This window comes from Cedecea davisae, from assembly GCF_044095835.1.
GTDB lineage: Bacteria > Pseudomonadota > Gammaproteobacteria > Enterobacterales > Enterobacteriaceae > Cedecea > Cedecea davisae.
This window is the reverse complement of sequence record NZ_CP172054.1, coordinates 504,086-528,132: the sequence shown is the minus strand read 5'-3', so window position 1 is coordinate 528,132 and position 24,047 is coordinate 504,086. Positions and strand designations below refer to the sequence as shown.

Sequence of the window (24,047 nt, the reverse complement as noted above, 5' to 3'; positions counted from 1 at the left end):
TCGGAGCTTACAAAGCAACTTCGCGCTGGCTACGCAGAGACTCCAGCGCCTTATCGGCCAGGTACAGGGCGCGTTCACCGTCATCGCCGCTGCACTCGGGTTTGGCCTCACCGCGCAGTACCGCAACAAAATGCTGCCACTCGGCGGCGTAGGCATCTTTGTAGCGCTGGAGGAAGAAGTGTTCCGGCAGCGCGCTGTTGCAGCCGCTGGCGCTAAAATGCTGCACCTGGTTTTCCAGGATATTCCCCGCCGTGAGCAGGCCGTTCACGCCATGCAGCTCAAGACGCTGATCGTAGCCATAGGCCGAGCGGCGACTGTTAACGATGGTGGCCAGCGCGCCGGAGGCGTATTTCAGAACGATAAAGGCGGTGTCGATATCGCCAGCCGCGCCGATAGCAGGGTCCACCAGGTTACTGCCCTGGGCGTAGATAGACACAGGTTCTTCACCCATGATGAAGCGCGCCATATCAAAGTCGTGGATGGTCATATCCCGGAACATGCCGCCGGAAACACGAACATATTCAGCGGGCGGCGGAGAAGGATCGCGCGAAATAATCAGCAGCGATTCCGGCTTGCCGATGCGCCCCTGAATAACTTCGTTTTTGACCTTGCGGAACTGCGGATCAAATCGGCGGTTAAAGCCGATGAACAAAGGAACGTTATGCTCCTTCACCACTTTCAGGCAGTCACGCACGCGGGCGAGATCAAGGTGAACGGGTTTCTCACAGAAAATGGCTTTGCCGTTTTTTGCCGCCAGTTCAATCAGGTCTGCGTGGGTGTCGGTGGCTGAAGCAATCAGCACCGCATGAACTTCCGGGTCGGCCATGGCCTCATCCACGCTTTGCCGACGAGTCTGATACTTGCCGGCAATACGTGAGGCGTTCTCTTCATTAGGATCGACAACCGACCAGAGGGTGGAATGCGTGTGGGCAGCAATATTCGCGGCATGGATCTGGCCGATTCGGCCCGCTCCGAGTAAAGCAATGTTAAACATAGCAACTCCCGATATTGGCATAGCTGTTGGGTTATGCGCCGGGTCCCCCGGCTCCGTTTGCAGCTGGATAACGACGCCCTAAATAAAACATTTATTTCATTTCAATGCAGAGTGAAAGTTTCATTTTTGCGCAGAGGTTAACATTTTGGTTATTTATCGGCTGTGTTTTGCTATCAAAATCACAACATTTTGCGAATAAGAACAGCGCCAGTGTGGGGATCTGCGAGTGAGAGCGCATACGCCAGGGGAAGTCCCTTATAGAGGAAGGGTTAATGAAATGAATATTCCGCCAGAATTTCTGGCGGAATGGGGGGGATTAATACTGCCTGGCGTGTTTCAGCTGCTCCAGGGTCTGGCCTGCCGCCTCAGTTATCGAATCAGAACGCGCTATTTGCGCATCGCCGGTACGCCACCAGGCTTCGTAATCATGAGTCATGGTTTTTGGCAGCACTTTGATGTCCAACAGCGTCGGGCCAGGGTGGTGCCGGGAGGCTTCCAGAGCGGCCAACAGTTCAAACTCGTCGTTGACTCGCCAGGCTTTGCAGCCGTAGCTTTCGGCATTTTGGGCAAAGTTCACTCTCACCAGCGGGCCGTCCAGCCTCCCGCTTTTCGCACAGCGATGGCGATTTTCGGTGCCAAAACTACCCATTCCATGCCCCATTTGCAGGTTGTTGATGCAGCCGAAACCGGCGTTATCAAACAGCAGAATGGTAATTTTAATCCCCTCCTGCACCGCCGTTTGCAGCTCGGAATGCAGCATCAGATAAGATCCATCGCCCACCATCGCATAAACCGGCTGCTCCGGCCTGGCAAGCCTTGCGCCAACGGCAGCGGCAACCTCATAACCCATGCAGGAATAACCATATTCCAGATGATAGCTGTCCGGCGTTTTTACCTGCCAGAGCCGCTGAAGGTCACCGGGAAGCGAGCCTGCCGCGCCCACCACGATAGCATCGTCTTCAATATGCTGATTGATTAACCCAAGTACGCGGGTCTGCGTTAATGAAGTCCCCAGAGCTTCACTGTATTCCTGCAACTCAGCATCGAGATGCCCGGCCACTTCGGGGGCTTCGCCGGGCCGCCAGCTGCGCGACCATAGCCGCTGGCACTCATCGTTCCATTCTGCTTTCGCCTTCTCAACTTCACCCCGCCAGGCCGAGCGGTAGCCCGCTTCACGCAGGCCCGCCGTTAAGCGTTCAAGCCCGACACGAGCATCGGCCAGCAGAGGCGTGGCGTCCAGCTTCAGCGCATCAAACTCGGCGACGTTGAGCAGCAGAAATTCCGCATCCGGGGCAAATAGCGACTTTGAACCGGTGGTGAAATCTGTCAGCCTTGTCCCCACTCCGATGATTAAATCCGCCTCGGGAGCCAGCCGGTTAGCGGCAAGCCCGCCGGTTACGCCAAGGCCGCCAAGGTTAAGTAAGTGTTCACTTACAATTGCGCCTTTACCCGCCTGGGTTTCGGCAAAAGGGAATCCTGCGCTTTCAACAAATTCCTGAAACGCCCGATGCGCGCCGGAGTAGCGAACCCCCCCGCCGCAAATCACCAGCGGCCTGCGCTTGCTGGCTATTAGCTCCAGCGCGGTATGCAGGCGGTATTCATCCGGCGGGCGTCGCTCAATATGGTGAATACGTCTTTCAAAGAAGCTCTGCGGATAATCCCACGCTTCACCCTGAACATCCTGCGGGAGGCAAATTGTAACCGCGCCGGTATTAGCGGGGTTAGTAAGCACTCGCATAGCGCTTAACATCGCGCTCATCAGCTGTTCCGGGCGGTTAATACGGTCCCAGTAGCGTGAAACGGGCCGGAAGCAGTCGTTGGTACTGATACTAAGATCATGATACTGCTCAATTTGTTGCAGCACCGGGTCCGGCTGGCGGCTGGCGTAAATATCCCCCGGCAACAGCAACAGCGGAATGCGGTTCGCGGTTGCCGTTGCCGCCGCAGTGACCATATTTGCCGCCCCGGGCCCTACGGACGAAGTCACGGCATAAATACGCTGGCGCCGGTGCTGTTTGGCAAATCCGGTAGCAATGTGGGCCATGCCCTGCTCATTGCAGCCCTGGTGCACCCTGAGGTGGCCGGGCTCTTCCTCAAGCGCCTGGCCAATACCGAGCACGTTGCCGTGCCCAAAAATGGTCAACACGCCTTCGATAAAGGGCTGCTCTTCGCCATCGATTTCAACGTATTGCTGGTTTAAGAACCTGACCAGCGCCTGCGCCATGGTCATGCGTTGTGTTGTCATCTTTCCTCCTGTCAGCCAAGCGTTGGCATCGAGAATGCGGAACCCTGCTGCTGGCTGCTTTCCGGCCAGCGAGCGGTGATGGTTTTCATACGCGTATAGAAGCGCACGCCGTCGCTGCCGTGAACGTTCAGAGGCCCGAAGATTGAACGCTTCCAGCCGCCAAAACTGTGGAACGCCATCGGTACCGGGATCGGCACATTAACGCCCACCATACCGGCCTGAACTTCTTCGCAGAAACGCCTTGCGGTGCCGCCATCGCGGGTGAAAATCGCCGTACCGTTGCCGTATTCGTGTTTGTTAATCAGCCCCAGCGCGCTGTGATAATCTTTCGCCCGCACCACGCAAAGCACCGGGCCAAAGATCTCTTCTTTATAGATGGTCATTTCAGGCGTGACGTTATCGAAAAGCGTAGGACCAACGAAGTAACCGCCTTCGTTACCCGCCAGCTTCAGGCCGCGGCCGTCAACGCGCAGCGTTGCCCCCTGCTCCTCACCGCTATCAATGTAGCCGAGAACTTTAGCGCGGTGCGGTGCGGAAATCAGCGGCCCCATTTCGTTTTCAGGCTCCTGCCCCAGGCCCGGTCCGACCCGCAGAGTGGCAATCTGTTGCTCAAGGCGCGAGCAAAGCTCATCTGCGGTTTCATCCCCGACGGCTACCACTACGGAGAGCGCCATGCAGCGTTCACCGGCGGCGCCATAGGCCGCCCCCATAATCGCGCTGGTAGCCATATCCATGTCCGCATCCGGCATTAAAATACAGTGATTTTTGGCCCCGCCCAGCGCCTGGCAGCGCTTACCGTGTGCCGAGGCTGTCTGGTAGATATATTCCGCAATGGGCGTTGAGCCAACAAAGCTGACCGCCTGCACTCTCGGGTCGGTTAACAGTACGTCTACCGCTACTTTATCGCCCTGCACAACGTTAAACACACCGTCCGGTAGCCCGGCCTCTTTCAGCAACTGCGCCAGCCGCACCGCCAGCGAAGGATCTTTTTCTGAAGGCTTGAGCACGAAGGTGTTTCCGGTTGCCAGCGCAATCGGGAACATCCACATCGGCACCATCGCAGGGAAGTTAAACGGGGTTATCCCGGCGCACACGCCGAGCGGCTGCATCAGGGAGTTGCTGTCAACGCCGGTGCCTACGTTTGCCGAGTGCTCGCCTTTTTGCAGATGGGGAATGCCGCAGGCAAATTCGACCACTTCAAGGCCGCGCGTTAGCTCGCCCACCGCGTCTGAATAAACTTTGCCGTGCTCTTCGCTGATGAGTCGCGCCAGGCTGTCCATATGTTGCTCAAGCAGGCTTTTAAAGCGAAACATGACGCGAGCGCGCTTCAGTGGAGACTGTCTCGCCCAGCCGGGGAACGCCTGCTGGGCAGCGGCAATAGCCTGCTCCGTCTGCCTGGCGGTGCTCATCGCCACCTGACGAATCTGCGCGCCGGTCGCCGGGTTGAAGATCGCCTGAACGCGCTGGCCTTCGCCCGTAACGCTTTCACCGTGAATAAAATTCGCTACCGTCTCCATCTCTACCCTCTCGCTGTTATGTTGATCACCTGAACACTGTATATGAAACAAATATTCCATTTTAAGTTGAAATAAAACAAATATTGATTATTGTGATCAACACTCCGTTTTTATGTTAACTCGCTGCCGATATACACAGACGTGGTGAACGGAAGATTTTCAGGCCCGACAGCCGCCGGTGCATCTGTTTCATTTTGCGCGTGACTGCGCTTAAATACGTTTCAATAAACATTTTTGAGGAAGGCAAATTGACCACGGCGAATACCCTGAGCGAGCTTCAGCAGCAGATCCGCGACCGCTATGAAAGCCTGAGTAAAAGGCTTCAGCAGGTTTCCCGCTACGTGCTGGATAATACCAACAGCGTGGCTTTCGATACCGTGGCGACCATTGCAGAAAGGGCTGAAGTACCGCCTTCTACGCTTATCCGCTTTGCCAATGCCTTTGATTTCAGCGGCTTCAATGAAATGAAACAGCTGTTCCGCATGAACCTGGTGGAAGAGACGGCAAGCTACACCGACCGGGCGCGCCTGTTCCGTGAACTGGGGAGTGAAACGGTGCCGGAGACGCCGCTGGATATTTTGCAGGAATTCGCCCGCTCGAACGCTCAGGCGCTACAGCAGCTGGCCGCCCGAACCGAGCCAGAAATGTTACAGCGTGCGGTTGAACTGCTAGCCGGAGCCGACACCATTTACGTTGTCGGCCTGCGCCGCTCGTTCAGCGTGGCGGCCTACCTGACTTATGCCCTTAGCCACCTTGAATGCCGTGCAGTCCTGCTCGACGGACTGGGCGGCATGCTGCGTGAACAGGTCAACCGCGTGAAGGCAAAAGACATTGTCGTGTCGATTAGCTTCTCACCGTATGCCGAAGAGACGCTGATGGTCAGCGAAATTGCCGCCAGGGCTGGCGCGAGCCAGATAGTGATTACCGACAGCCAGATAAGCCCGTTCGCCACCTTTAGCGACCTGTGCTTTGTGGTAAAGGAAGCCCAGGTGGACGCCTTCCGCTCCCAGTCCGCAACCCTTTGCCTGGTGCAGTCGCTGATGGTGGCGCTGGCCTATTACCAGGGCGCTTCACAGGGCTCGCTTTCGCCGGAAGCCTGATTTTCAGATTGCCGAACGTCGCCACAATCCTGTGGCCAAAGCGGCCTGCTGGATGCTATGGCGCGATGCTGGCGTGGAGCTCTGGAGAGTGGATGGCCCCTGCCAGGTAATCGCAGGGGCATTAAAACTAGTATTTGGCGCTGCGGGAAAGCTTGTCGAGATAGCCCATGACAAATGCCGACAGCACAAACGTCAGGTGGATAATCACGTACCACATCAGCTTATTGTCCGGCACGTTTTTGGCGTCCATAAAAATGCGCAGCAAATGGATGGAAGAGATAGCAACAATCGACGCCGCCACTTTATTCTTCAGCGAGCCGGAGTCCATTTTCCCCAGCCAGTTAAGCTTCTCTTTCCCTTCCGAGATATCCAGCGTGGAGACAAAATTCTCATAGCCCGAAAACATCACCATCACCAGCAGGCCGCCGACCAGCGCCATATCCACCAGCGAGAGCAGCGTCAGAATTAAATCGGCTTCCGCAATCGAGAAGATATTCGGGATAACGTGAATAATCTCCTGGAAAAACTTAATCGTCAGGGCAAGCAGCGCCAGCGACAAACCGAAGTAAACCGGGGCCAACAGCCAGCGCGAGGCGTACATCGCATTCTCAATAAAACGTTCCATAATGTCCTGTCTGGAAATCCAAAAAGAGCGCCAGTATAGCGAATTCAGGTTAACAATAGTGAGGCTAACGTTGTGCCCGCCCCACCTTGCCGTGCCAAAGCCTTAAATGCTCGCGAGGTCTATCTCCGGGCGCTGATACTGCGGCCAAACCAGCGCTACCAGCTCAGGGTAAGCTTCGCGGCTGAACTCATTAAAGCACTGACGCAGGTTAAGCACTTCGATATCCGTCAGCGGCACCTCTTCGCCTTCGGCGCAGCGCTTTTTGATATTGTCATAATATTTGTACACCGCCGAGTTTAAATCGCTGCAGCGGCGTTGAGCACTAAATAAAATTGGCTGTGAAGTCAGTTCTTCGATGCGCATCTTTTTAATAGTGGCATGCGTGAAATCTATATACTCACTATTAATACGCCAGTAATAGCTGGGGGTAATTTTTGACATCAACATGCCAAAATAATCCTCACGCTCTTCGCTACTGGACACTGGCTCTATTTTCCCGGAGCCATTTTTCTTTTTATTATCAGGCGAACTAAATTCCTTGCGCATTACCAGCACCGCGCATAACAAAATCAAAATTGTGACAATAGAATAAAATATGCTGTGCATAAGAAACTCCTGTTTTTTTTATTTTAGATTTGAGGCATCATACCGCGCATCTCTGAACCTGAATATTGAACCCGATATCAAAGGATCGCATGCGATGCTGCCTGAACACTTCTTACCACGGCGCTATCCTGTCGTTGCACCGTCAACGCTCCCTGCAGAATCAGAAAATAGTAACACGCCGCAAGTCGTTCAGGATAAGATTTTAACGCTGGAAAAAACCATCCTTAGCGGCAGCCATTACGCCGGGCAGGCTAAGAACCGCCTGCTTGAAGAAACCGATCGCCATATAAAAGAACGCTTACTCTGTGCGGTAAGGATTGAGGCGCTGCACGCCCTGATGGAAGAACTGGTAGAAAAAGAGCTTTTTAGCGCCGCCGATTTACAGATGCTCATTGAAGATAAAACAGCGCTGGTTAACGGTAAGCAACAGGAAATTTGGGTTAATCAAATGACCCAGGAAAAACCCTGGCCGTTATGCTATTCCATTGAGGATTAATGTCATGGCACAACCTGATAAAAATCAGCCGGTATTAATCAACGCCGACGAGAATAAAGACCATCAATTTACGTTAAGTAAAAATATGGCAATACTGGTACGCCTTAAGAATGAAAATATTACCCGTAATACACAAAAGGTAACGGATATTACTTCGGCGCTGGTTGACCTTAAATGGATGAATCGTCGTGAGATTTACCCGTGGCGGGTTAAAGAAGAGGTGTACGGCGCGGTGCTGGAAGAGATTCTTAGCGGCCAACCCAGGCTTAAAGAACAGATCCTGAAGCGGCTGGAGGGCCATTACCAGCGCCTGAAAGAGCAGGAAACCGAGACGCTTTCTATTACCCGGGGTTTAGCTGAGAAGACGTGGAAAAGCTCGACGCTGTAGATTAAAACCCTCTCCCCGGCAGGGAGAGGGACGCTACTGTTACTTCGCCTTCGTGACTTCCTGGCCTACCAGACCAATCTTCAGATACCCCGCCTGGTGCAGCGTATCCATTACGTCCATCAGCGTTTCGTAGTCCACGGTTTTATCCGCACGGAAGAAAATAGTGGTGTCTTTCTTGCCTTCCGTTGCGGCTATCAGCGCGTTAACCATCGACTCTTTGCTTACCTGATCGTTACCGATAAACATCGAATGGTCTGCCTTAACCGACAGGTAAACCGGTTTTTCCGGGCGCGGCTGCGGCTGGCTGCTTGAAGCCGGAAGGTTAACCTTCACATCCACCGTTGCCAGCGGCGCTGCCACCATAAAGATGATCAGCAGAACTAACATTACGTCGATAAACGGCGTGACGTTAATTTCGTGCATTTCACCATTGTCGTCGAGATTTTCGTTTAGACGCATTGCCATGGGGCATTAACCTACACGCAGTTGCTGGGCGTTACGCACCGGACGAGGCTGTGCGTTGCCGTCCAGATCGAGGTCACGGCTTTGCAGCAGCAGAACCTGCGCCGCAACGTCGCTTAGCGTAGCTTTGTAGCTGCCTATCATACGGGCGAAGATGTTATAGATAACAACCGCCGGAATAGCGGCTACCAGGCCAACTGCCGTTGCCAAAAGCGCTTCTGCGATCCCCGGCGCAACAACAGCCAGGTTGGTAGTTTGTGACTGGGCAATACCGATAAAGCTGTTCATGATGCCCCAAACGGTGCCGAACAGGCCGACAAACGGGGAAATCGCACCGATGGTCGCCAGGAAGCCGTTCCCGCGCCCCATATGGCGCCCGACGGCCGCAACGCGGCGTTCAAGACGGAAGCCGGTACGATCTTTAATGCCTTCGTTATCTTCAACGCCGGCGGAGAGTTCCAGCTCATTCTGCGCTTCATTGATTAACAGAGTGCTGAGGCTTTTGCTGTCGAAAGCTTCCGCCGCGCTACTCGCTTCGTTAAGAGAGCGGACGTTAGCCAGCTGCTGTTGTTCGCGCTTGAGGCGACGTTTTTGGGTAATCAGCTCCACGCTTTTGCTAAAGAAGATTGCCCAGGTGACAACGGAGGCCAGAATCAGGCCAATCATCACTATCTTAACTACGATGTCAGCATGGTTGTACATGCCCCAAACGGACAGATCCGTCTGCATCAGGTTACTCGTCACGTCTTACGCTCCAGCGAGAAATAAATGTCAAAACTGAGACTAATATATCAAAAAACTATCGAATTGATAGTCGTTCTCATTAGTATTTGCAGAGTGCCCGAATTTGTTGAGTCATTCCTTGAGCTTACGCAGGAAAAGCGGCCGGTTGGCGAAATGATGACTTTTTTAGCCAACCTGAAAAAACGCCATGATGCCCTTTGCCCATTCTGTGTTAATTTACGTCCAGACATCCAGATGGTTAAACGGGGTATAAAAAATGGCGAAAAAGCACATCGAAACGGCGCTGGTGAACGCCGGGCGCAGCAAGAAATTTACCCAGGGTTCGGTTAACAGCGTTATTCAACGCGCTTCTTCTCTGGTCTTTGAGAGCGTTGAGGCCAAAAAACAGGCCACCGCCAACCGCGCGAAAGGCGAGCTGTTTTATGGCCGCCGGGGTACGTTGACCCATTTTTCTCTACAGGAAGCGATGTGCGAACTTGAGGGAGGTGCCGGATGCGCGCTGTTCCCGTGCGGAGCCGCCGCCGTCGCCAACACCATTCTGGCCTTTGTTGAACAGGGCGATCACATTCTGGTCACCGGCACGGCGTATGAACCCACCCAGGATTTCTGTAGCAAAATCCTCTCTAAGCTCGGCGTCTCAACCACCTGGTTTGATCCGGAAATTGGCCCGGCTATTGCGAGCCTCGTTCAGCCCAACACCAAAATCGTGTTTCTTGAGTCCCCCGGCTCTATCACCATGGAAGTCTACGATATCCCGGCGATTGTCCAGGCCGTCAGACGTGTTGCGCCCGAAGCCATTATTATGATCGACAACACCTGGGCCGCAGGCGTGCTGTTCAAAGCCCTCGACTTTGGTATCGATATCTCTATTCAGGCGGGCACGAAATATTTAATCGGCCACTCCGATGCGATGGTCGGCACCGCCGTGTCAAACGCCCGATGTTGGGACCAGCTTCGCGAAAACGCCTATCTGATGGGGCAAATGGTGGATGCAGATACCGCCTATATGACCAGCCGGGGAATACGCACGTTGGGCGTTCGCCTGCGCCAGCACCATGAAGGCAGCCTGAAAGTCGCCGAATGGCTGGCGCAGCATCCTCAGGTAGAAAGAGTGAACCACCCGGCGCTTCCGGGCAGTAAAGGACATGAATACTGGAAACGAGACTTTACGGGCAGCAGCGGCCTGTTTTCGTTTGTGCTGAAAAAACGGCTGAGCGACGCTGAGTATGAACAGTATCTCAATCACTTCGACTATTTCAGCATGGCCTATTCCTGGGGCGGCTATGAATCGCTTATTCTCGCTAATCAGCCCGATGAGCTGGCGGAGATCCGCCCCGCAGGCGGAGTAGACTTCAGCGGCACCCTGGTTCGCCTCCATATTGGGCTCGAAAACGTGGACGACTTGATTGCCGATCTGGCGGCAGGTTTCCAGCGTATAGCCTGATTTTTCCGCCCTGCGGCCAACGTGGAGCATTTTTTTGCCATCATCGGCGTTTTGTTGAGCCTGGGATCAAGGTGTCGCAGGCATTTTAGCGGTACAATGTGTAGAAATTAAGGTGAGCCTAAGTTGCGGGTGCAATACTCAGGCAAGCTCAATAAGCGGTTCCACAGGAATACCCATGGCTGTTATACAAAATATTGTCGAGGCGCTCTGGCATCACGATTTTGCCGCGCTGGCCGACCCCCACGTTATTGGTGTTGTTTATTGCGTTATGTTCGCAACGCTGTTTCTGGAAAATGGACTGCTTCCCGCCTCGTTTTTACCGGGAGATAGCCTGTTGCTGCTCGCGGGTGCGCTGATAGCGAAAGGGGTAATGGGATTTGTTCCGACGCTGGTTATTCTGACCGTTGCCGCAAGCCTGGGCTGCTGGCTGAGCTACTTGCAGGGCCGCTGGCTCGGCAATACCCGAACCGTAAAAGGCTGGCTGCATCAGCTCCCGACGCAATACCACCAGCGCGCGACACAAATGTTTGACCGCCACGGCCTGCTGGCATTGCTGGTTGGCCGCTTCCTGGCATTTGTACGCACCCTGCTGCCAACCATGGCGGGCATTTCCGGCCTCAGCAACCGTCGTTTCCAGTTCTTCAACTGGCTGAGCGGCCTGCTGTGGGTGGGCGTGGTAATTAGCCTGGGCTACGCCCTGAGCATGATCCCGTTCGTGAAGCGCCATGAAGACCAGGTAATGACCTTCCTGATGATCCTGCCGGTCGCCCTGCTGATTTTCGGCCTCGTCGGCACCCTGTTTGTGGTGCTGAAAAAAAAAGTTAGCGCCGCATAACCCGGTTAACCAGAGCGGATAAGGCCCTTTTATTCGCTCCGCCTCTCATTCTTAACTCACCCGCATCCGCGCCATATCCTCTCCCGGCGTGACGCCAAAATAGCGCTTAAATTCCCGACTAAACTGAGAAGCACTCTCGTAGCCCACTCGAATAGCCGCCGCGCTTGCTTTCATGCCGTCATGCAGCATCAGCATCCGGGCCTTATGCAGCCGGTAGCTCTTCAGGTATTGCAGCGGCGAGGTGCTGGTGACGGACTTAAAATTATGGTGAAACGCCGAGACGCTCATGTTCGCCTCCGCGGCAAGCTGGTCCACCGACAGGTTCTCGGTGTACTGGTTTTCAATGCGGCGCAGCACGCGGCTTATCAGGCTAAAGTGCGTCTGGCGGCTTACCAGAGCCAGAAGCGCACCGCCGCTTGGCCCTGTCAAAACATGGTAAAGAATTTCGCGGATAATCTGTTTACCCAGAACTCGCGCATCAAGCGGGCGTTCAAGAACGTCCAGCAGTCGCTCGGCGGCACAGAGAATCTCTTCCGAAAGCACGGCGGAGTTGATCCCGTCCGAACAGGACTGAGGATGAAACAAATCGTCTTCGCCAATATCCATCAGCAAATCCTGGAGCTGCTGGATATCAACCTTTATACGCATTCCCGCCAGCGGCACTTCCGGCGTGGCAAAAGTTTCGCATTCAAAGGGTAAAGGCACCGTCAGCAGCAGATATTCGTTGGCGTCGTAGCGGAAAACGCGGTCATTGAGATAACCCGTTTTATGACCAGAAAAGAGAAAAACAATGCCCGGGTCGTACATTACCGGAGTGCGCACCATGGGCTTACTGCCGTACATCAGGCGTACGCCATCAAAAAAGTTTTCACTCTTTTCTTTTAAAATCAGCTCATTAATTTTTTCTGTCAGCTGTAAGCAGACGGCTTTGCGGTTCATGTCCAGGCTCTCCACGGCGCTTTTCATCCGGGATACAGTGTGCGATGAATTTCGCCGTTTCTCCAGCCATATGGAGAAATAGGCAAGACAAAGGCAGGAATATGCATTGAGAGAGACTCTCCTGAAGACCACAATGGCTGCCATCAGATTTAGCAATGTCACTCATCTAACCAACGGGAAACACCTCATGAATAATTTTAATCTTCATACTCCTACCCGCATCCTGTTTGGCAAAGGCTCCCTCGCAGAGCTGCGCGACCAGATCCCTGCCGGGGCGCGCGTACTGATTACTTACGGCGGCGGCAGCGTTAAAAAAACCGGCGTGCTGGACCAGGTTTATGAAGCCCTCAAAGGCCTCGACGTACTGGAGTTCGGCGGCATCGAGCCTAACCCGTCTTATGAAACCCTGATGAAAGCGGTCGAAATCGCCCGTAAAGAAAAAATTACTTTCCTGCTGGCCGTAGGCGGCGGTTCCGTTCTGGACGGCACCAAATTCATCGCGGCGGCGGCTAACTATCCTCAGGATATCGACCCATGGAACATTCTGCTGACCCGCGGTGACGATGTTAAAAGCGCTATCCCGATGGGCTCCGTTCTGACCCTACCGGCAACTGGCTCCGAGTCTAACAAAGGTGCAGTGGTCTCCCGCCGCTCAACCGGCGACAAACAGGCGTTTATGTCTGATTTCGTGCAGCCTGTATTCGCGGTACTTGACCCGGTTTACACCTACACTCTGCCGCCTAAGCAGGTTGCTAATGGCGTGGTCGATGCCTTTGTTCACACCATCGAGCAGTATCTGACCTACCCGGTTAACGCCAAGGTTCAGGACCGTTTCGCTGAAGGCATTCTGCTGACGCTTATCGAAGATGGCCCGAAAGCGCTGAAAGATCCGGAAAACTACGACGTACGTGCCAACGTCATGTGGGCGGCAACAATGGCCCTTAACGGCCTGATTGGCGCAGGCGTGCCGCAGGACTGGGCGACCCACATGCTGGGCCACGAACTGACCGCAATGCACGGCCTGGATCACGCTCAAACGCTGGCGGTGGTGCTGCCTTCTCTGATGAACGAGAAGCGCGCTGAGAAGCACGCCAAATTGCTGCAATACGCAGAGCGCGTCTGGAATATCACTTCCGGCAGCGAAGAAGAACGTATTGATGCCGCGATTGAAGCAACCCGCAATTTCTTCGAGAAAATGGGCACCGCTACCCGCCTGTCCGCTTACGGTCTGGACGGCAGCTCCATCCCTGCTCTGCTGGTAAAACTTGAAGAAAAAGGCATGACCAAACTCGGCGAACGCCAGGACATCACTCTCGACGTTAGCCGCCGTATTTACGAAGCGGCACGCTAAGAGAATCGAGGTTCCGTCTTTCGTTGCCGGAGTTTCTACTAGACTTAATGCAAATGTTACACCGGGCTTGCCCGGTGTTTTTCGCACCATTAAGGAGGTACATATGACTCATCCAACCCTGATTAAGCTCCAGGATGGGAACGTGATGCCGCAGCTTGGGCTGGGCGTCTGGCAGGCGAGTAACGACCAGGTAAAGACCGCTATCGAGGCCGCGCTCGAGGTCGGTTACCGTTCCATTGATACCGCCGCCGCTTATAAAAACGAAGACGGCGTTGGCGCTGCGCTTAAGGGCGCGGGGCTGGCGCGTGAAGAGCTGTTTATCACCACCAAGCTGTGGAATAGCGACCAGCAGCGTCCTCGTCAGGCGCTGGAAGACAGCCTGAAAAAGCTCCAGCTGGACTATGTTGATCTCTACCTGCTGCACTGGCCGGTGCCGAGCAAAGACCATTATCTTGAAGCCTGGAAAAGCCTGATCGAACTGCAAAAAGAGGGGCTGGTGAAAAGTATTGGGGTGTGTAACTTCAATATTAATCACCTGCAGCGGCTGATCGACGAAACCGGCGTCAGCCCGGTTATCAATCAGATTGAGCTGCACCCGCTACTTCAGCAGCGTCAGCTCCACGCCTGGAACGCGACCCACAAGATCCAGACCGAATCCTGGAGCCCGCTGGCGCAGGGTGGCGAAGGGGTATTTGACCAGAAAATTATTCGTGATTTAGCGGATAAGTACGGCAAAACGCCTGCTCAGGTGGTTATCCGCTGGCATCTCGATAGCGGCCTTGTGGTTATCCCGAAATCCGTCACGCCTTCACGCATTGCCGAAAACTTCGATGTCTTCGACTTCCGTCTGGACAAAGAAGAGCTTGCTGAAATCGCTAAGCTGGACAGCGGAAAACGCCTGGGGCCGGATCCGGACACCTTCGACGTAACATCCATCTAGTTGATTAGACTATAAATAAGCCACCTTTCGCACAGACTGCGTCAGGTGGCTTTTTCACCTATCTGCCCTGTCCTCCCTCGCATATCACACTCTCCCCGGCAAGTAGCGCAACAGCATGACTGCTGAGTGAATTTTTACGGCGTTCATTATTTGTTCTTTTAGCCGTAATCAAAAAGTCACACAACACCACGATAAATAGGGCCAGCTTCGCTAACTCATTTTGGAATGGTTATGAACCGATCGCTTGCTGTCGTTACCCACACTGACCTCGATTCTTTGCCGCAGTTTGCGCCTGTACCAGGCCGTAAAGTATTGAGCGTAAAGAGCCTGAGTAAAGCCTATAACGCCCACCAGACCGTGCTGCATGATATTAATTTCGACCTGCATGCCGGTGAACTGGTTGGCGTTGTTGGCCGCTCCGGCGCGGGGAAATCAACCCTGCTACATATTCTCAACGGCACCCATACTGCCACGTCGGGCGAGATCCTCAGCTTTCCGGAAGTCGGGATGCCGCACGATGTGTCTAAGCTGAGCGGCCGCGCGCTGAACCAGTGGCGTACCGAATGCGGGATGATTTTCCAGGACTTCTGCCTGGTACCCCGCCTCGACGTGCTGACTAACGTGTTGCTGGGCCGCCTGAGCCAGACCTCTACGCTCAAATCGCTGTTCAAAGTCTTCCCGGAAGCCGACCTCGCCCGTGCGATTTCCCTGCTCGAGTGGATGAACATGCTGCCGCACGCACTTCAGCGTGCGGAAAATCTTTCCGGCGGCCAGATGCAGCGCGTAGCCATTTGCCGCGCCTTGATGCAAAACCCAAGTATCTTACTGGCCGATGAGCCAGTTGCGTCACTAGACCCGAAAAATACCCAGCGCATCATGAAAGTGCTGCGCGAAGTGTGTGAGCAAGGCATCAGCGTGATGGTGAACCTGCATTCCATCGAGCTGGTGAAGGAGTACTGCACCCGCGTTATCGGGGTTGCAAAAGGAAATATCGTGTTTGACGGTCATCCTTCGATGCTGACGGACGACGTGCTGCATCTTTTGTACGGCGATGAAATCAATCAAGTGCATTAATTCTCTCTCCAATTGATACAACACAGGCAATGATAATGAAAAAGCAACTGACTGGCGCATTACGTTTATCTGCAGTGATTACTGGCCTTGTGATTGCGGGCCACGCTATGGCTGCCGACCAGCCGCGCGAACTGAACCTCGGGATCCTCGGCGGACAGAATGCGACCCAGCAAATTGGTGATAACCAGTGTGTGAAGCAGTTCATGGATAAGGAACTGAATGTCGACACTAAATTGCGTAACTCTTCTGACTACTCTGGCGTTATTCAGGGCCTGATCGGCGGTAAAGTCGACCTGGTGCTGAGCATGTCTCCTTCTTCTTACGCATCGGTCTATATGAACGACCCGAAAGCGGTGGATATCGTTGGCATCGCGGTTGACGATAAAGATCAATCTCGTGGCTACCATTCGGTCGTTATCGTGAAGGCCGATAGCCCGTACAAAACCATCGAAGATCTGAAAGGCAAATCTTTCGGCTTCGCCGATCCGGACTCCACTTCCGGCTACCTTATCCCTAACCACGAGTTTAAACAGAAGCTCGGCGGCACCCCGGACAACAAATACAACAACTTCTTCTCCAGCGTCACCTTCTCAGGCGGCCACGAGCAGGACATCCTCGGCGTGCTGAACGGCCAGTTCGCAGGCGCGGTAACCTGGGCTTCAATGGTGGGTGATTATAACGACGGCTACACTACCGGCGCATTTAACCGCCTGATCCGCATGGATCACCCGGACCTGATGAAGCAGATCCGCATTATCTGGACTTCACCTCTGATCCCGAACGGCCCGATCCTGGTGAGCAACAAGCTGCCGGCTGACTTCAAGGCCAAAGTGGTTGATGCGGTGAAGAAACTGGATAAAGAAGATCACGCCTGCTTCGTGAAGGCGATGGGCGGCACCCAGCACATCGGCCCGGCTTCCGTGGCGGACTTCCAGAAGATTATCGATATGAAGCGCGAGCTGGTTAGCGCCCGTTAATCACAGCAAGCCGCATAAAAATCGCACCCAGGCGGCCTGCCAGGGTGCTTTTTTATCAGGGCGGGGCAACCCGTCGCCGGAAACAAACCGGATAATAAGTGATGATGTTGAATACGGAATTTGAGCGTTACTATCGCCAGGTCAGAATGCGCCAGAAACGCGACACGCTGATTTGGTCTCTACTGCTGGTAGGGCTTTATCTTACCGCCGGTCATTACGCTGAGTTTAGCCTGACCACCATTTGGCAGTCTCTGCCGAACTTTCTCGATTACATGTTCGAAACTCTGCCGACGCTGCACCTTTCGGTTCTGCTGGCCGACGTGCACACCAAAGGCTCGCTGGCTTACTGGGGCTACCGTTTGCCTATCCAGTTGCCTCTTATCTGGGAAACGCTCCAGCTGGCGCTGGCTTCGACGCTGATATCAACTTGTATTGCCGCCGTGCTGGCCTTTCTCGCCGCGGGCAACACCTGGACGCCACCGGCGGTACGCTTTGGCGTTCGTGCGGCGGTTGCGTTCCTGCGCACCATGCCGGAACTCGCCTGGGCGGTGATGTTCGTGATGGCCTTCGGCATCGGCGCCATACCCGGTTTTCTGGCGCTGGCCCTGCATACCATCGGCAGCCTGACCAAGTTGTTCTACGAGGCCATTGAAAGCGCCTCCGACAAGCCGGTCCGCGGTCTGGTCGCCAGCGGCGCAACGCCGATTCAGCGCATACGCTTCGCCCTGTGGCCGCAGGTCAAACCTATCTTCCTCTCCTACAGCTTTATGCGCTTTGAAATTAACTTTCGCTCCTCCACCATCCTCGGGCTGGTCGGCGCGGGCGGCATTGGCCAGGAGCTGATGACCAATATCAAACTCGACCGCTACGATCAGGTGAGCATTACCCTGCTGCTGATAATCGTGGTGGTTTCAATCCTCGATGTGCTGTCCGGGCGGCTGCGTCGCTGGGTTCTGGAGGGGAAAAAATGAGTGCTTCTCATATCAAACCGGATATTGCAAAAAGCCGCGAGCAGCATCGCGAACTGTACCGCATGCAGGGGCGCTATCTGCGTAATATTGGGCTGCTGGCGCTGGCCGTGCTCGGCTATTACGTGTGGTTCTTTTTCACCTTCGGCATAGATTCCAGCCAGATCCTCAGCGGTATGGTTCAGCTGGGCCGCTATTTCCTGCGCATGTTCGTCTGGCATGATTTTATTAACTGGCCGTTTGCCTATTACTTCTCGCAGATAGCCATTACGCTGGCGATAGTCTTCGCCGGGACCCTCACCGCCACGGTGCTGGCGCTGCTGCTGTCGTTTTTTGCCGCCCGCAATATTATGCAGGGGCCGGTTGCACGGATTGTCGCGCTGCTGGTGAGACGCCTGTTTGACGTGCTGCGCGGCGTGGATATGGCGATTTGGGGGCTGATTTTCGTGCGCGCCGTTGGGCTTGGCCCGCTGGCTGGCGTACTGGCGATTGTCGTGCAGGACACCGGCCTGCTCGGCAGGCTATATGCCGAAGGCCACGAAGCCGTGGAACGCTCTCCCAGCCGGGGATTAACCGCCGTGGGTGCGGCTGGCGTTCAGAAACATCGCTTCGGGATCTTTACTCAGTCGTTCCCGGCGTTTCTTTCCCTCAGCCTGTACCAGATTGAGTCCAACACGCGTTCAGCCGCGGTGCTGGGCTTTGTTGGGGCGGGCGGCGTCGGGCTGGTTTATGCCGAGAATATGCGGCTGTGGAACTGGGATGTGGTGATGTTTATCACCCTGATTCTGGTTTGCGTGGTCATGGCGATGGACACTATTTCCGCCTGGCTGCGCCGCCGCTATATTACCGGCAAGCCCGTGCCGCTGTTTACTCCGCAGTAAAACGTAATGCCGGGGCGCGGCTGGAATGCGCCCCACATTCCTACAGAGACCAGTTCAGGGTCTGCCAGTCGTAGCGAGCGCCCTGCGCCGCCAGCTTCTGGCAAGGGTTGACCATCAGCACACGATCGGCTTCCAGGCACAGCGGTAAATCGTTAATGGAGTCGGTATAGAAGGTCAGCTCGCCGCCGTATTCCGGGTGAGCGTTCTGCCACTCCTTCAGCCTGGTTATTTTGCCCGCCTGATAGCTCGGCACGCCGCTGATCACGCTGGTGTAGGCATTATTTCCCGTCGCCAGATCAACGCCTATCGCATGCTGAATACCGAGCCGCGGCGCAATCGCTTTAACCAGCAGGCTCACGGAGGCAGAGATAATCAGCATCTGCTGGCCCAGGGCGTGCATTTTTTCGATCAGGCGTTTTGCCTCAGGGTAAACCAGCGGCAGGATATCCGTTTCCACGCAGCGCGCCACCAGGCTGTCTACATCGGCAATTGTCATCCCCGCCAGCGGCGAGAGCGTCACACCCACGTATTCATGGATGTTCATTTCGCCACGTTGATAGTCCAGCATTAGCTTGTGCTCTTTAGCCAGGTAATCAGCGTCTTTAATCAGCCCTTCGCGGGAGAGAAAACGGCTCCAGACCGTGCTGCTGTCGCCATGAATGAGGGTGTGGTCGAGGTCAAAGACATAAAGCGGATTGGACATGTTCATTTCTCATTTCAACAAAGAGAGCCGCCAGACATCTTACAGCAAGCCTGGCGGGCAAGGATTCCATTCCCTCTTTGTCGCAGAAAAAAATGACAGCGGCATGAAAGCTTATCGTTACTTCGCTATTGGCTTCCGTTTCCCTGGCCCTGCCGGGCGGCGCTGGTGCGCAACCGGAGTATGTTTTGTGAGTGCAGGCTGAGCCTTGCGGTTATACCTGCGGGCTTCCCGCATTTCATCCAGCGTTGGCGCAGGTACCAGACACTCGCGGCGGCCGCCAATCAGATGCTTTTTGCCCATCGCTTCCAGCGCCTCGCGGATCAGCGGCCAGTTAGCCGGATCGTGATAGCGCAGCAGGGCTTTATGCAGGCGGCGCTGGCGGTCACCTCGCGGCACTACGATGTCCTCACTTTTGTAGCTCACCTTGCTCAACGGGTTTTTGCCTGTGTAATACATGGTGGTGGAGTTAGCCAGCGGTGAAGGATAGAAGTTCTGCACCTGATCGAGGCGGAAACGGTGCTGCTTAAGCCATATCGCCAGATTCACCATATCTTCATCACGCGTGCCCGGGTGAGCAGAGATAAAGTATGGGATCAGATATTGTTCTTTGCCAGCCTGTTTCGAATAGGTATCAAACAGCTCTTTGAAGCGGTGATAGCTCCCCATTCCGGGCTTCATCATCTTCGACAGCGGCCCTTCTTCGGTATGCTCGGGCGCAATTTTCAGGTAGCCGCCAACGTGGTGAGTAGCCAGCTCTTTGATGTAGCGCGGGTCGGCAACGGCTAAGTCGTAGCGCACGCCCGAAGCAATCAGGATCTTCTTCACGCCCTTCAGGTCACGGGCGCGGCGATAGAGGTCAATCGTCGGCTGATGGTTGGTTTCCATATGTTGGCAAATTTCCGGATACACGCACGAAAGGCGGCGGCAGGTTTGCTCGGCGCGCGGCGACTTGCAGCGCAGCATGTACATATTGGCGGTGGGGCCGCCAAGGTCGGAAACCACGCCGGTAAAGCCCGGCACGCTGTCGCGCATCGCTTCGATCTCGCTGATTATCGAGTCCTCGGAACGGCTCTGAATAATGCGGCCTTCATGCTCGGTAATCGAACAGAATGAACAACCGCCAAAGCAGCCGCGCATAATGTTCACTGAGAAACGGATCATCTCGTAGGCCGGAATGCGCGCCTTGCCATATGAAGGATGCGGCACGCGCTGATAAGGCAGCGCAAATACGCTATCCATTTCGTCGGTGGAAAGCGGGATCGCCGGCGGGTTGATCCAGATATAGCGATCGCCGTGCTTCTGCATCAGCGCCCTGGCGCAACCCGGGTTGGTTTCGTGATGCAAAATACGCGAGGCGTGGGCATACAGCACCTTGTCGGCTTTGACCTTTTCAAAAGACGGCAGCAGGACGTAAGTCTTTTCCCACGGCTTGGGGCGCGGGGGCTGTACGGTAACGGGCTTAGCCTCATCGGCCTTTTTTTCCTGCGGTTTGTTGCCCTCCGCGCAGGGGAGATCTTCGCCATAAGGATGCGGGATCGGATCGATTTTGCCCGGCGTATCGAGCCGCGTGGAGTCAACGCCGGACCAGCCGGGCATCGCCTCTTTACGCACGATCGCAGTATTGCGCACGTCGCAAATCGCCTCGATCCCTTCGCCGTTGGCAAGACGGTGGGCCACTTCCACCAGCGGGCGTTCCCCGTTACCAAAGATAAGCATATCGGCTTTAGCATCGACCAGGATCGAACGCCGCACGGTATCGGACCAGTAATCGTAATGCGCGGTGCGGCGCAGGCTGGCCTCAATACCGCCGAGGATCACCGGCACATCGCGCCAGGCCTCTTTACAGCGCTGGGTGTAGACCAGAGATGCACGATCCGGGCGTTTACCCGCTACGTTATCCGGCGTGTAGGCATCGTCATGGCGCAGTTTACGATCCGCCGTGTAGCGGTTAATCATTGAGTCCATATTCCCGGCGGTTACGCCAAAGAACAGGTTCGGCTTACCCAGGCGCGTAAAGTCGTGTTTAGAGGTCCAGTCCGGCTGGGCGATGATGCCAACGCGGAACCCCTGCGCCTCCAGCATGCGGCCGCAGATAGCCATTCCGAAGCTGGGATGGTCAACGTAGGCATCGCCGGTAACCAGAATGATGTCGCAGCTGTCCCAGCCGAGTTCGTCCATCTCCTCGCGGGACATGGGTAAAAACGGCGCCGGACCGAAACAGGCGGCCCAGTATTGTGGCCACGAAAAGAGTTCGCGATCCGGCTGGATCAGGCTTTGGGCGCTCATAGGTTTTCCGAAAAAATGATGTAGAAATAAACAGAGGGCGGCGATTATACGCCTTATAGCAGTAGTTTTTGAAGGGATATTCGGTATTTTATCTGCCCCTCACCCCGGCCCTATCCCCTAAAGGGCGAGGAGGAAAAGGCCTGGTGTAGGGCGAGGGTAAAAACTACGGTGCGGGCTGAACCAGCAACTGGCCGATAGAGCCTCTGTCCGCAAGTTCCAGCGTCTGGCTTGAGTAGAGGAACGGGAAATGCTCCCAGGATGGCTGGCCGAAATAAACCAGCAGCTCAACCTGGCCGTCCACCCAAACTGTGTCCTTCCAGCCGCGATCTTCACCGAACGGCGAAGCGCCGTTGACGTTGCGGATCAGGAAGCTTACGCCTTCGATATGGAAAGACTGCGGCGTGTCGGCTCTTACCGTCCATCGCTCCCAACTGCCCTGCTGGGTTTGAATATCAATACGCTTCATATCCCACAGCTGACCGTTAATGCCGGGATCGTCGCCGAGGGTGATTTCACGGCTGCGCGCCGGGTTACCGCCGAGGATCTCTTCAGGCAGCAGGCGCATTGGCAGAGTATCGGTAACCAGCGGCAGCAGGCCGGTAGGCCGCAGCGTCAGAACCAGGGTGGAAATCAGGATACTCGAAGGCTCGAAGAAGCCGCGAATGCGATCCATAATGCCCGCCGCTTCCCCGCAGGTTATCGAAACCTCTTTGCCTTCCGTCATGTCTATCAGGATTTCACGGCGTTCACCCGGCGCAAGCGACAGTTGCTTTACGGAAACCGGCGCGGGTAAAAAGCCCTGATCGCTTGAGATAACCGCCATCGAACGGCCGTCGCTCATCTGTAGCTGATAGCGGCGCGAGTTGGATGCGTTAAGCAAACGCAGGCGCACCCAGCCGCGAGAAACCTCAACGTACGGGCTTTGCGCCCCGTTCACCAGCAGCGTATCGCCAACAAAACCACCGCTGCCCGGCTCCTGGTATTCCGGCGCACCAAAGTTATCGAGGCGTTTGTCCTGAATAATAATCGGGAAGTCGTCCACGCCGTAATGGTTAGGAATAGGCAGCGATTTGCTGACTTCATCCTCAATCAACCACATTCCCGCCAGGCCGTTATATACCTGCTTCGCGGTGCGGTTTGGCGTATTGGCGTGATACCACAATGTGGCGGCTCGCTGGCGAATCGGCAGAACAGGTGCCCAGTCAACGTTAGGCGACATCATGCGGGCTGCGCCGCCGATAAGCGGGCCGGGGACCTGTAAACCAGCAATGGTCATGGCAACGTTTTCCTGTAGACGATTGCTGTAAATCATCTTCACGTCGTCACCATTCCAGACGCGGATGGTCGGGCCCATATAGCGCCCGTTAAGCCCCCAGACAGGAGCTTTTGCGCCACCGGTAAATGACCAGTGCGCGCGCTGTAACGTCAGAAAAAGCGGCTGACCGCGACGGGATTCAAGAAGAGGAGGAACCGGTAACGGTTGCTGCTGCCCTGCCGCGTTTGCCCTCAGCGGCACCGAACCCGCACAAAGCGCGACCCCGGATGCCTGAATAAACTGACGCCGACTGAGTGACATAATTGCTCCATGTAAAACTGAATAACGTAAGGCGGTACAAACCGTACCGCCAAAAGCGGCGTTTAGTGCGCCTGTTTCTTTGCAATCTTGCCGTCGGCTTCACGCGCGGCGACTTCTTTATTTAATTCATCGATTTTAGCCATCATCAGCTCGCGGCAGTCGGTAGCGAGCTTGCGCACCTGATCCTTGCCGTAGGTGCTGGTGTCGATAGGCGGCAGCATTTCGACAATCACCAAACCGTTGTTCCAGCGGTTCAGCTTAATTTTATTACTGGTATTGGAAACGCACACCGGAATAATCGGTACCCCGGCGGCTATCGCCGCGTGAAATGCGCCGGTTTTGAACGGCAGCAGGCCACGGCCGCGGCTGCGGGTTCCTTCCGGGAACATCCAGATGGAGACTTTACGTTTTCGCATCTGCTCAACAACCTGAGCGATAGTCCCGTGGGCTTTCGCACGGTTATCCCTGTCAATCAGCAGGTTGCCGGTTATCCAGTAAAGCAGACCAAAGAACGGGACCCAAAGCAGGCTTTTTTTACCCACCGTCACCGTCGGCGGCTGAACAATGTTTGCCGCCGTCACCATATCGTAGTTGTTCTGATGGTTGCCGATGTAAATCGCCGTTGGATGGTTTTCTGCACCTGCCGGTAAGCGGGTTTCAACCTTCAGGCCGAACACCGGCGCCAGGCGCCCAAAGAGGTGACCGAAAGTTGCTACATGGCGCGGATTACGCGGGCTGAACAGACAGTAAATACAACCAAAGATGCATACCAGGATGCAGTAAATAACGACAATGATAAAACGAACAATCGCTAACATAACTACCTCATGAGCCGAAGCCGCTGATAAGTATACCGGCTTTAGCGTAAAACACACCGGACGGCGGCAGAGATACCG

The 24,047-nt window shown here is 55.0% G+C and carries 23 protein-coding genes; 11 read left to right on the top strand and 12 right to left on the bottom strand.

The genetic code is table 11. The features are described 5' to 3' along the window. Positions 1-7: 7 nt before the first annotated feature. The 3 genes from iolG to ACG1VR_RS02985 form a co-directional block, all read right to left on the bottom strand. Positions 8-994, bottom strand: coding sequence for an inositol 2-dehydrogenase (gene iolG / locus ACG1VR_RS02995; RefSeq protein ID WP_395490181.1), 987 nt, complete (start codon positions 992-994; stop codon positions 8-10). Between the two features lie 316 nt (positions 995-1,310). Beyond that, positions 1,311-3,239, bottom strand: coding sequence for a 3D-(3,5/4)-trihydroxycyclohexane-1,2-dione acylhydrolase (decyclizing) (iolD, locus tag ACG1VR_RS02990; protein WP_395490180.1), 1,929 nt, complete (start codon positions 3,237-3,239; stop codon positions 1,311-1,313). A gap of 11 nt (positions 3,240-3,250) precedes the next feature. Next, the gene (locus ACG1VR_RS02985; RefSeq protein ID WP_395490179.1) at positions 3,251-4,756 is read right to left on the bottom strand and encodes a CoA-acylating methylmalonate-semialdehyde dehydrogenase; all 1,506 of its coding nucleotides are present in this window, start codon (positions 4,754-4,756) and stop codon (positions 3,251-3,253) included. Between the two features lie 248 nt (positions 4,757-5,004). Between ACG1VR_RS02985 and ACG1VR_RS02980 the strand changes: the two genes are divergently transcribed. After that, positions 5,005-5,856 (top strand): MurR/RpiR family transcriptional regulator, encoded by an 852-nt coding sequence (locus ACG1VR_RS02980; RefSeq protein ID WP_039899431.1) that lies wholly within the window; start codon positions 5,005-5,007, stop codon positions 5,854-5,856. Between the two features lie 127 nt (positions 5,857-5,983). Here the strand turns inward: ACG1VR_RS02980 and ACG1VR_RS02975 are convergent, their stop codons facing one another. Both ACG1VR_RS02975 and ACG1VR_RS02970 read right to left on the bottom strand, forming a co-directional pair. Next, complete coding sequence (locus ACG1VR_RS02975; protein WP_016538203.1) at positions 5,984-6,481, bottom strand: TIGR00645 family protein; 498 nt, start codon at positions 6,479-6,481, stop codon at positions 5,984-5,986. Positions 6,482-6,583: 102 nt separating this feature from the next. Next, positions 6,584-7,087, bottom strand: a complete 504-nt coding sequence (locus tag ACG1VR_RS02970) for an ESA_00282 family adhesion-associated protein (RefSeq protein WP_172568981.1) — start codon at positions 7,085-7,087, stop codon at positions 6,584-6,586. A gap of 94 nt (positions 7,088-7,181) precedes the next feature. Between ACG1VR_RS02970 and ACG1VR_RS02965 the strand changes: the two genes are divergently transcribed. Beyond that, positions 7,182-7,583 carry a hypothetical protein gene (locus ACG1VR_RS02965; RefSeq protein ID WP_395490178.1) on the top strand — a complete coding sequence of 134 codons (402 nt, stop codon included), beginning with the start codon at positions 7,182-7,184 and terminating at the stop codon, positions 7,581-7,583. 4 nt (positions 7,584-7,587) lie between these two features. Continuing rightward, complete coding sequence (locus ACG1VR_RS02960; protein ID WP_395490177.1) at positions 7,588-7,971, top strand: cytoplasmic protein; 384 nt, start codon at positions 7,588-7,590, stop codon at positions 7,969-7,971. 39 nt (positions 7,972-8,010) lie between these two features. Here the strand turns inward: ACG1VR_RS02960 and exbD are convergent, their stop codons facing one another. After that, entirely contained in the window at positions 8,011-8,436 is a 426-nt protein-coding gene (gene exbD, locus ACG1VR_RS02955; RefSeq protein WP_016538207.1) for a TonB system transport protein ExbD, read from the bottom strand. Positions 8,437-8,442: 6 nt separating this feature from the next. Continuing rightward, positions 8,443-9,177, bottom strand: coding sequence for a tol-pal system-associated acyl-CoA thioesterase (gene exbB, locus ACG1VR_RS02950; RefSeq protein ID WP_216376721.1), 735 nt, complete (start codon positions 9,175-9,177; stop codon positions 8,443-8,445). Between the two features lie 256 nt (positions 9,178-9,433). Here exbB and metC point away from each other — a divergent pair, with 256 nt between their 5' ends. After that, entirely contained in the window at positions 9,434-10,621 is a 1,188-nt protein-coding gene (gene metC, locus ACG1VR_RS02945; RefSeq protein WP_395490176.1) for a cystathionine beta-lyase, read from the top strand. Between the two features lie 175 nt (positions 10,622-10,796). Further along, positions 10,797-11,456 (top strand): DedA family general envelope maintenance protein YghB, encoded by a 660-nt coding sequence (gene yghB / locus ACG1VR_RS02940; protein ID WP_016538210.1) that lies wholly within the window; start codon positions 10,797-10,799, stop codon positions 11,454-11,456. Positions 11,457-11,507: 51 nt separating this feature from the next. On the opposite strand, the gene ACG1VR_RS02935 is transcribed toward yghB, so the two are convergent. Continuing rightward, positions 11,508-12,395 (bottom strand): AraC family transcriptional regulator, encoded by an 888-nt coding sequence (locus tag ACG1VR_RS02935; RefSeq protein ID WP_172568979.1) that lies wholly within the window; start codon positions 12,393-12,395, stop codon positions 11,508-11,510. A gap of 187 nt (positions 12,396-12,582) precedes the next feature. Between ACG1VR_RS02935 and yqhD the strand changes: the two genes are divergently transcribed. The 6 genes from yqhD (at position 12,583) to phnE (ACG1VR_RS02905) (ending at position 18,586) form a co-directional block, all read left to right on the top strand. Further along, positions 12,583-13,746, top strand: a complete 1,164-nt coding sequence (gene yqhD / locus ACG1VR_RS02930; RefSeq protein WP_172568978.1) for an alcohol dehydrogenase — start codon at positions 12,583-12,585, stop codon at positions 13,744-13,746. 103 nt (positions 13,747-13,849) lie between these two features. Then, positions 13,850-14,686: a 2,5-didehydrogluconate reductase DkgA gene (gene dkgA, locus ACG1VR_RS02925; RefSeq protein WP_016538213.1), complete on the top strand. Its 837-nt coding sequence runs from the start codon at positions 13,850-13,852 to the stop codon at positions 14,684-14,686. A gap of 231 nt (positions 14,687-14,917) precedes the next feature. Continuing rightward, positions 14,918-15,760, top strand: a complete 843-nt coding sequence (phnC, locus tag ACG1VR_RS02920) for a phosphonate ABC transporter ATP-binding protein (protein ID WP_395490175.1) — start codon at positions 14,918-14,920, stop codon at positions 15,758-15,760. Between the two features lie 35 nt (positions 15,761-15,795). Further along, positions 15,796-16,737 carry a phosphonate ABC transporter substrate-binding protein gene (gene phnD / locus ACG1VR_RS02915; protein ID WP_039898827.1) on the top strand — a complete coding sequence of 314 codons (942 nt, stop codon included), beginning with the start codon at positions 15,796-15,798 and terminating at the stop codon, positions 16,735-16,737. Between the two features lie 101 nt (positions 16,738-16,838). Next, the gene (phnE, locus tag ACG1VR_RS02910) at positions 16,839-17,708 is read left to right on the top strand and encodes a phosphonate ABC transporter, permease protein PhnE (protein ID WP_016538216.1); all 870 of its coding nucleotides are present in this window, start codon (positions 16,839-16,841) and stop codon (positions 17,706-17,708) included. Then, positions 17,705-18,586 carry a phosphonate ABC transporter, permease protein PhnE gene (gene phnE / locus ACG1VR_RS02905; protein ID WP_016538217.1) on the top strand — a complete coding sequence of 294 codons (882 nt, stop codon included), beginning with the start codon at positions 17,705-17,707 and terminating at the stop codon, positions 18,584-18,586. The genes phnE (ACG1VR_RS02910) and phnE (ACG1VR_RS02905) overlap by 4 nt, the downstream gene beginning before the upstream one ends. Before the next feature lie 40 nt (positions 18,587-18,626). Here phnE (ACG1VR_RS02905) and ACG1VR_RS02900 read toward each other — a convergent pair whose 3' ends face one another. From ACG1VR_RS02900 to ACG1VR_RS02885, 4 genes are all read right to left on the bottom strand, one after another. Beyond that, a complete protein-coding gene (locus ACG1VR_RS02900) occupies positions 18,627-19,289 on the bottom strand; it encodes an HAD family phosphatase (RefSeq protein WP_039898828.1) in 663 nt (220 codons plus the stop codon). Positions 19,290-19,406: 117 nt separating this feature from the next. Continuing rightward, positions 19,407-21,575, bottom strand: a complete 2,169-nt coding sequence (locus tag ACG1VR_RS02895; protein ID WP_279051106.1) for a YgiQ family radical SAM protein — start codon at positions 21,573-21,575, stop codon at positions 19,407-19,409. 163 nt (positions 21,576-21,738) lie between these two features. After that, positions 21,739-23,151, bottom strand: a complete 1,413-nt coding sequence (gene ftsP, locus ACG1VR_RS02890) for a cell division protein FtsP (RefSeq protein WP_016538220.1) — start codon at positions 23,149-23,151, stop codon at positions 21,739-21,741. A 62-nt stretch (positions 23,152-23,213) separates the two neighbouring features. Continuing rightward, the gene (locus ACG1VR_RS02885) at positions 23,214-23,969 is read right to left on the bottom strand and encodes a 1-acylglycerol-3-phosphate O-acyltransferase (RefSeq protein ID WP_016538221.1); all 756 of its coding nucleotides are present in this window, start codon (positions 23,967-23,969) and stop codon (positions 23,214-23,216) included. Positions 23,970-24,047: the final 78 nt, after the last annotated feature.

Excerpts from the sequence above, each read along its gene's own strand:
- dkgA (WP_016538213.1), top strand. The coding sequence starts at position 13,850 with ATGACTCATCCAACCCTGATTAAGCTCCAGGATGGGAACGTGATGCCG.
- ACG1VR_RS02885 (WP_016538221.1), bottom strand. The coding sequence starts at position 23,969 with ATGTTAGCGATTGTTCGTTTTATCATTGTCGTTATTTACTGCATCCTG.
- iolG (WP_395490181.1), bottom strand. The coding sequence starts at position 994 with ATGTTTAACATTGCTTTACTCGGAGCGGGCCGAATCGGCCAGATCCAT.
- phnC (WP_395490175.1), top strand. The coding sequence starts at position 14,918 with ATGAACCGATCGCTTGCTGTCGTTACCCACACTGACCTCGATTCTTTG.
- ACG1VR_RS02935 (WP_172568979.1), bottom strand. The coding sequence starts at position 12,395 with ATGAACCGCAAAGCCGTCTGCTTACAGCTGACAGAAAAAATTAATGAG.
- ACG1VR_RS02900 (WP_039898828.1), bottom strand. The coding sequence starts at position 19,289 with ATGTCCAATCCGCTTTATGTCTTTGACCTCGACCACACCCTCATTCAT.
- phnD (WP_039898827.1), top strand. The coding sequence starts at position 15,796 with ATGAAAAAGCAACTGACTGGCGCATTACGTTTATCTGCAGTGATTACT.
- exbD (WP_016538207.1), bottom strand. The coding sequence starts at position 8,436 with ATGGCAATGCGTCTAAACGAAAATCTCGACGACAATGGTGAAATGCAC.
- metC (WP_395490176.1), top strand. The coding sequence starts at position 9,434 with ATGGCGAAAAAGCACATCGAAACGGCGCTGGTGAACGCCGGGCGCAGC.
- yqhD (WP_172568978.1), top strand. The coding sequence starts at position 12,583 with ATGAATAATTTTAATCTTCATACTCCTACCCGCATCCTGTTTGGCAAA.
- ACG1VR_RS02985 (WP_395490179.1), bottom strand. The coding sequence starts at position 4,756 with ATGGAGACGGTAGCGAATTTTATTCACGGTGAAAGCGTTACGGGCGAA.
- ACG1VR_RS02970 (WP_172568981.1), bottom strand. The coding sequence starts at position 7,087 with ATGCACAGCATATTTTATTCTATTGTCACAATTTTGATTTTGTTATGC.
- ACG1VR_RS02965 (WP_395490178.1), top strand. The coding sequence starts at position 7,182 with ATGCTGCCTGAACACTTCTTACCACGGCGCTATCCTGTCGTTGCACCG.
- iolD (WP_395490180.1), bottom strand. The coding sequence starts at position 3,239 with ATGACAACACAACGCATGACCATGGCGCAGGCGCTGGTCAGGTTCTTA.
- ACG1VR_RS02975 (WP_016538203.1), bottom strand. The coding sequence starts at position 6,481 with ATGGAACGTTTTATTGAGAATGCGATGTACGCCTCGCGCTGGCTGTTG.
- ACG1VR_RS02960 (WP_395490177.1), top strand. The coding sequence starts at position 7,588 with ATGGCACAACCTGATAAAAATCAGCCGGTATTAATCAACGCCGACGAG.
- ACG1VR_RS02895 (WP_279051106.1), bottom strand. The coding sequence starts at position 21,575 with ATGAGCGCCCAAAGCCTGATCCAGCCGGATCGCGAACTCTTTTCGTGG.
- phnE (WP_016538217.1), top strand. The coding sequence starts at position 17,705 with ATGAGTGCTTCTCATATCAAACCGGATATTGCAAAAAGCCGCGAGCAG.
- yghB (WP_016538210.1), top strand. The coding sequence starts at position 10,797 with ATGGCTGTTATACAAAATATTGTCGAGGCGCTCTGGCATCACGATTTT.
- ftsP (WP_016538220.1), bottom strand. The coding sequence starts at position 23,151 with ATGTCACTCAGTCGGCGTCAGTTTATTCAGGCATCCGGGGTCGCGCTT.
- phnE (WP_016538216.1), top strand. The coding sequence starts at position 16,839 with ATGATGTTGAATACGGAATTTGAGCGTTACTATCGCCAGGTCAGAATG.